We start from the raw sequence: 5,474 nt of genomic DNA, 5'->3' as shown, positions 1-5,474 counted from the left end.
AACAAAGTGGCGTACCGGTCGCCCGAATTGGTAAAATGACTGACTCAGGCCGTCTGAATATTTTGGATGCCGAAGGCGGCGTATTGGAACTGACTTCTTTAGGATTTGATCATTTTGGCTGAACGTAAACCTACTTTTTCTTGGCTGTTGCACAAACCATTGTGTTTTTTAGGATTCGGTTTTGGCAGCGGCTTGTCGCCGGTTGCTCCGGGTACGGCCGGAACGCTGGCAGCATTACCTCTGGCTTTTGTATTGTGCCTGTTGGGCATAGACGGCTGGATATTGCTTTTATTGTGTATCGCCTTGTTCTTCTGGGGTATCCGCATTTGCGGTTATACCGAGAGGGAGCTGGGTATTCAGGATTACGGCGGTATCGTCTGGGATGAAATTGTCGCGATGCTGTTGGTGCTGTCGCTGATTCCGTTTAAATGGAGCTGGTGGCTGGCGGCTTTTGTTATTTTCCGCTTGTTTGATGCGTTGAAACCATGGCCGATAAAATGGTTTGACCAATGGATTCATGGAGGTTTAGGCATTATGCTTGATGATTTGATTGCGGCTGTGATGACCTTGATGGTCTTGGGCCTGTTTTATTGGATCGCGTGATGCGTTTTAAGTGTTTCGACCCTTTGCAAAAATAGGGCGGGCACGCCGGAATTATCCGGATATTGAAATAAAATAAATACCATACGGGGTAAACAATTATGAATGAAATCGAGATTAACGTGGAGCCGCGTTATATGGCCGGTCAGAGCGACGTCTATCGCGACCGTTACGCCTTCAATTATCTGATCACCATCTGCAACCGCAGTGATAAAATCATTACTTTGCGTCAGCGTTTTTGGGAAATCACCGACGGACACGGTGAGACAGAGCAGGTCGGTCATGTTGGCCTGATTGAAGAGCAACCTGTTTTGTACCCGGGCGAAGCCTATGAGTACAACAGCGGTTCGCAAATCAGCACGCCTTGGGGCAGTATCGAAGGCGCGTATGAGTTTGAAGACAGCATCGGCAAACGTTTCGTTATCGGGGTGCCGAAGCTTGAATTCAAAGCAGGCTTTACTTTGCAATAGGTCGTCTGAAAAATAAAACCGGAACATGGGAAATGTTCCGGTTTTATTTTTCAGACGACCTTATCAGTCTTTGCAAGGCTGTACCAATACCCACGGCGCTACGACAACCGCCCACATTTCCTGCTTATCCGCTAAAAATGTGCGTGCCATATCATCGCTGATGGCACCGAATTTGCCTTGTTCCATCCATTGTTTCAATGGCGCGGCTTCATCTTCGGCAACATGACGGGCGACGGCAATCAAATCCAAATCGGGCGCAACATAGACGGCGGCACCGCGTGCGAAGTGGGGTTGCAGCTCTTCCCATGAAATGCGGGCGGTTTCGGTATTGAGTTTTTCGTTTAAGAGTGGAATAGACATAGGACAATCATCAAATAAAAAACGGATTGTAACCGATATTCGGCCTTTTGCCCGATGCCGTCTGAAAACGAAAGAAATTTACAGGGTTAACGTTATACAGTATCATTTTAATGTTTTAATTTTCTTTCAGACGGCCTGTTGTCCGTATTTGGACAAGGGCGGTTTTAGGCTTATGAATTCTGTATTGTTGACCGGATTGCTGCAAAGGCTGCTGATTGCGCTTGTCGCATTGGCGGCGTTGTGGGCTGTATATTTTTGGGCGGTATCGCCATGAGTATCGTAGTGGAAAATTTGACGGTCAGCTATCAGCGCATGCCGGTGGTGCATCATGTCGATATGGTGTTTGAAGATGGGAAGATGTGGACGATTTTCGGACCGAACGGCGCGGGTAAATCGACCCTGCTCAAAGCCATTATGGGCTTGCAGAAGACGGACACGGGCAGCGTGCGCTATGAAAATATGGCGCGCAAGGATATTGCCTATCTGCCGCAGCAGTCGGATATTGACCGCAGCCAGCCGATGACGGTGTTTGAACTGGCGGCGATGGGGCTGTGGTATGAAATCGGCTTTTTCGGACGCGTGAACGCGGCGCAGAAAAAGCGCGTGATGGCGGCTTTGGAACGCGTGGAAATGCAGGATTTTGCTACACGCCAAATCGCGCACTTGTCCAATGGTCAGTTCCAACGCGTATTGTTTGCACGGATGCTGGTGCAGGATGCCAAATTTTTGTTGCTGGATGAGCCGTTTAATGCGGTGGACGCGCGGACGACTTATGCGCTGTTGGAAGTTTTGCGCCAGTGCCATCAGGACGGTCAGGCAGTGATTGCCGTGTTGCATGATTACGAGCAGGTGAGGGCATATTTTGCCAACACGCTGCTTTTGGCGCGTGAAAAAGTGACTGCTGGCGCGACGGAAAATGTGTTGACCGATGAGTTTTTGGCACAGGCAAACCGAATGATGCAGAAACAGGAAGCGGCCGATTGGTGCGCGGTTTAATGGACAAGGCCGTCTGAAAGTTAGTATTTTTCAGACGGCCTAAGGCTTTCAGAGATTATAATAAAAAAGCGATAAAACATGGACTTATATGATTTGGTCGTTGCGCCGTTCGCCGAATTTGACTTTATGCGCTATGCCCTGGCATCGATTTTCTGCTTGGCATTGAGCGCGGCGCCTGTCGGTGTGTTTTTGGTGATGCGCCGCATGAGTTTGGTGGGTGATGCCTTGAGCCATGCGGTTTTGCCCGGTGCGGCCATTGGTTATATGTTTGCCGGCTTGAGTTTGCCTGCGATGAGCATTGGCGGTTTTGCGGCCGGTTTGCTGATGGCTTTGTTGGCCGGTTTGGTCAGCCGGTTTACTTCATTGAAAGAAGACGCGAACTTTGCCGCATTTTATTTGAGCAGTCTCGCCATCGGCGTGGTTTTAGTCAGCAAAAACGGCAGCAGCGTCGATTTGCTGCATTTGCTGTTTGGCTCGGTGTTGGCGGTGGATATTCCGGCTTTGCAGCTGATTGCCGTTTCTGCGAGTGTCACTATTTTGCTGATGGCGGTCATGTTCCGTCCGCTGGTGTTGGAAAGTATAGACCCTTTGTTCCTCAAGGCTGTCGGCGGTAAGGGCGGCTTTTGGCATGTGTTGTTTTTGGTGCTGGTCGTGATGAATTTGGTTGCCGGTTTTCAGGCATTGGGTACGCTGATGTCGGTCGGCTTGATGATGTTGCCGGCGATTACCGCCAGACTGTGGGCGAAAAGCATGGGTTGGCTGATGATTTTGTCTGTCGCATTGGCTTTGCTTTGCGGTTTGGCAGGACTGTTGTTTTCCTACCATATTGAAATCCCGTCCGGCCCTGCGATTATTTTATGCTGCGGCACGCTTTACTTGATTTCCGTCGTGTTCGGTTGGGAAGGCGGCATTTTGGCAAAATGGCTGCGCCGCAAGAAACACCGCACGGCATGATTTTTCAGACGGCCGCTTGAATAATCAGGCGGTCTGTTTTATGATGATGTTAATGTTACGTTATATCACTGGAGAGAATATGAAACATTGGAAACTCGGCATCGTTGCCGCATTATTGACCGGTGCAGCTTATGCCGCTCCGCTGCCTGTTGTCACCAGCTTCAGCATTTTGGGCGACGTGGCCAAACAGATTGGCGGCGACCGTGTGGCCGTTCAAAGCTTGGTGGGCCCTAACCAAGACAGCCATGCCTACCACATGACCAGTGGCGACATCAAAAAAATCCGCAGTGCCAAATTGGTATTGCTTAACGGTTTGGGCTTGGAAGCCGCCGATGTACAGCGTGCAGTCAAACAGAGTAAAGTTCCTTTCGCCGAAGCGACCAAAGGCATTCAGGCTTTGAAAGCAGAAGAGGGAGGCCATCATCATGACCATGATCACGAAGGCCATCATCACGATCACGGCGAGTTTGACCCGCACGTTTGGACCGACCCCGTCCTGATGGGTACTTATGCGCAAAACGTTGCCAATGCTTTGATTCAAGCCGACCCTGAAGGCAAAACCTACTATCAGCAACGTTTGGGCAACTATCAAATGCAGCTGAAAAAACTGCACAGTGATGCGCAGGCTGCCTTTAATGCCGTACCTGCCGCCAAGCGTAAAGTCTTGACCGGACACGATGCGTTCTCTTACATGGGCAAACGCTACAATATTGAATTCATCGCCCCTCAAGGCGTGAGCAGCGAAGCCGAGCCGTCTGCCAAACAAGTGGCTTCCATCATCCGCCAAATCAAACGCGAGGGCATTAAAGCCGTCTTTACTGAAAACATCAAAGACACGCGCATGATTGACCGTATTGCCAAAGAAACCGGCGTTAATGTCAGCGGACGTTTGTATTCCGATGCATTGGGTGGCGCACCAGCCAATAGCTACATTGGCATGTATCGCTACAATGTCAAAGTTTTAACTGATGCCATGAAAAAATAAAGCGGCTTAAGGATAAAGGCCGTCTGAAACCTTAAAAACAAGGTTTCAGACGGCCTTTTATATGCTTATTTTTAAAATAAACCGTCAAATTTGAAATATAAAAATAAAATTTGTGCTATTAAAAGTTTAATTATCAAAAATTCATGCTAATTTGCTTGGTAAGTACGCACCATCCGTGCGAATTGCTTATCGGCTGTCTGCCAGCCACTCACGGCTTGACTTCACCCTGTTACAATTCGGCATCTTCACGTTTCTTAATATTACATCATGAGCAACCATTCATCTTGGTCATCCAAAATCGGCTTTGTGCTTGCTGCGGCAGGTTCGGCCATCGGTTTGGGTGCAATTTGGAAATTCCCTTATACGGCCGGTACAAACGGCGGTGCCGTATTTTTTCTTTTGTTTTTGATTTTTACGATTTTGGTAGCCTTGCCGGTCCAATTGGCCGAGTTTTACATCGGCCGTACGGGCGGTAAAAACGCCATCGATTCCTTCAAAGTATTGCGCCCCGGTTCGCAGTGGCCGTGGGTTGGCCGCATGGGCGTGGTCGCTTGTTTTATCTTGCTGTCGTTTTACAGCGTGGTCGGCGGCTGGGTATTGAACTATGTGGTACACAGCTTTACCGGCGAAATTCATGCCGGTGCAGACTTTGAGGCCTTGTTTGGTAAAACGATTTCTTCGCCGTTTGGTTCGCTGTTTTACCAAGGTTTGTTCATGCTGATTACCATTTGGGTGGTCAAAGGCGGCGTTTCAGACGGCATTGAAAAGGCAAACCGCGTGTTGATGCCGGGTTTGTTTATCCTCTTTATTGCATTGGCTATCCGTTCGCTGACTTTGCCCGGCGCAATGGACGGCGTGGCATTCTTGTTGAAACCTGATTGGTCGTATTTGAAACCCGGCACGATGCTGACTGCTTTGGGTCAGGCGTTTTTTGCCTTGAGTATCGGCGTGTCCGCGATGATTACCTATGCTTCGTATTTGGGTAAGGATCAGGATATGTTCCGTTCCGGCCATGTGATTATGTGGATGAACCTGTTTGTGTCGCTGCTGGCCGGTTTGGTGATTTTCCCTGCGGTATTTGCCTTCGGTTTTGAACCCGGTCAAGGCCC

Annotated in this window: 7 protein-coding genes; 6 read left to right on the top strand and 1 reads right to left on the bottom strand. The window is 49.2% G+C overall.

Translation table 11 applies throughout. The features are described 5' to 3' along the window. The first annotated feature begins 114 nt into the window (after positions 1 to 114). Together ACTHS3_RS10085 and apaG are read left to right on the top strand one after the other, a co-directional pair. The gene (locus tag ACTHS3_RS10085) at positions 115 to 603 is read left to right on the top strand and encodes a phosphatidylglycerophosphatase A family protein (protein ID WP_039862448.1); all 489 of its coding nucleotides are present in this window, start codon (positions 115 to 117) and stop codon (positions 601 to 603) included. A 98-nt stretch (positions 604 to 701) separates the two neighbouring features. Then, a complete protein-coding gene (gene apaG, locus ACTHS3_RS10080) occupies positions 702 to 1,070 on the top strand; it encodes a Co2+/Mg2+ efflux protein ApaG (RefSeq protein ID WP_004520630.1) in 369 nt (122 codons plus the stop codon). A gap of 63 nt (positions 1,071 to 1,133) precedes the next feature. Here the strand turns inward: apaG and ACTHS3_RS10075 are convergent, their stop codons facing one another. After that, positions 1,134 to 1,430, bottom strand: coding sequence for a DUF2288 domain-containing protein (locus ACTHS3_RS10075; RefSeq protein ID WP_004520632.1), 297 nt, complete (start codon positions 1,428 to 1,430; stop codon positions 1,134 to 1,136). A 270-nt stretch (positions 1,431 to 1,700) separates the two neighbouring features. Between ACTHS3_RS10075 and ACTHS3_RS10070 the strand changes: the two genes are divergently transcribed. The 4 genes from ACTHS3_RS10070 to ACTHS3_RS10055 all read left to right on the top strand — a co-directional run. After that, positions 1,701 to 2,426, top strand: coding sequence for a metal ABC transporter ATP-binding protein (locus tag ACTHS3_RS10070; protein WP_004520633.1), 726 nt, complete (start codon positions 1,701 to 1,703; stop codon positions 2,424 to 2,426). A 78-nt stretch (positions 2,427 to 2,504) separates the two neighbouring features. Next, positions 2,505 to 3,380, top strand: a complete 876-nt coding sequence (locus ACTHS3_RS10065; RefSeq protein WP_070624827.1) for a metal ABC transporter permease — start codon at positions 2,505 to 2,507, stop codon at positions 3,378 to 3,380. Positions 3,381 to 3,459: 79 nt separating this feature from the next. Further along, on the top strand, positions 3,460 to 4,365 hold the full coding sequence (locus tag ACTHS3_RS10060; protein ID WP_107867435.1) for a metal ABC transporter solute-binding protein, Zn/Mn family: 906 nt from the start codon (positions 3,460 to 3,462) through the stop codon (positions 4,363 to 4,365). Between the two features lie 267 nt (positions 4,366 to 4,632). Continuing rightward, positions 4,633 to 5,474: sodium-dependent transporter (locus ACTHS3_RS10055; RefSeq protein ID WP_440367885.1), on the top strand; the 842-nt coding region annotated here is incomplete at its 3' end.

The sequence above is a fragment of the Neisseria sp. P0009.S007 genome (assembly GCF_051962515.1).
Note: the sequence above shows the minus strand (reverse complement) of the source record. Positions and strands in the feature narration are given on the sequence as shown.

Bases quoted from the DNA above. Each gene is read 5' to 3' on its own strand.
- apaG (WP_004520630.1), top strand. From the start codon at position 702: ATGAATGAAATCGAGATTAACGTGGAGCCGCGTTATATGGCCGGTCAG.
- ACTHS3_RS10075 (WP_004520632.1), bottom strand. From the start codon at position 1,430: ATGTCTATTCCACTCTTAAACGAAAAACTCAATACCGAAACCGCCCGC.
- ACTHS3_RS10070 (WP_004520633.1), top strand. From the start codon at position 1,701: ATGAGTATCGTAGTGGAAAATTTGACGGTCAGCTATCAGCGCATGCCG.
- ACTHS3_RS10065 (WP_070624827.1), top strand. From the start codon at position 2,505: ATGGACTTATATGATTTGGTCGTTGCGCCGTTCGCCGAATTTGACTTT.
- ACTHS3_RS10060 (WP_107867435.1), top strand. From the start codon at position 3,460: ATGAAACATTGGAAACTCGGCATCGTTGCCGCATTATTGACCGGTGCA.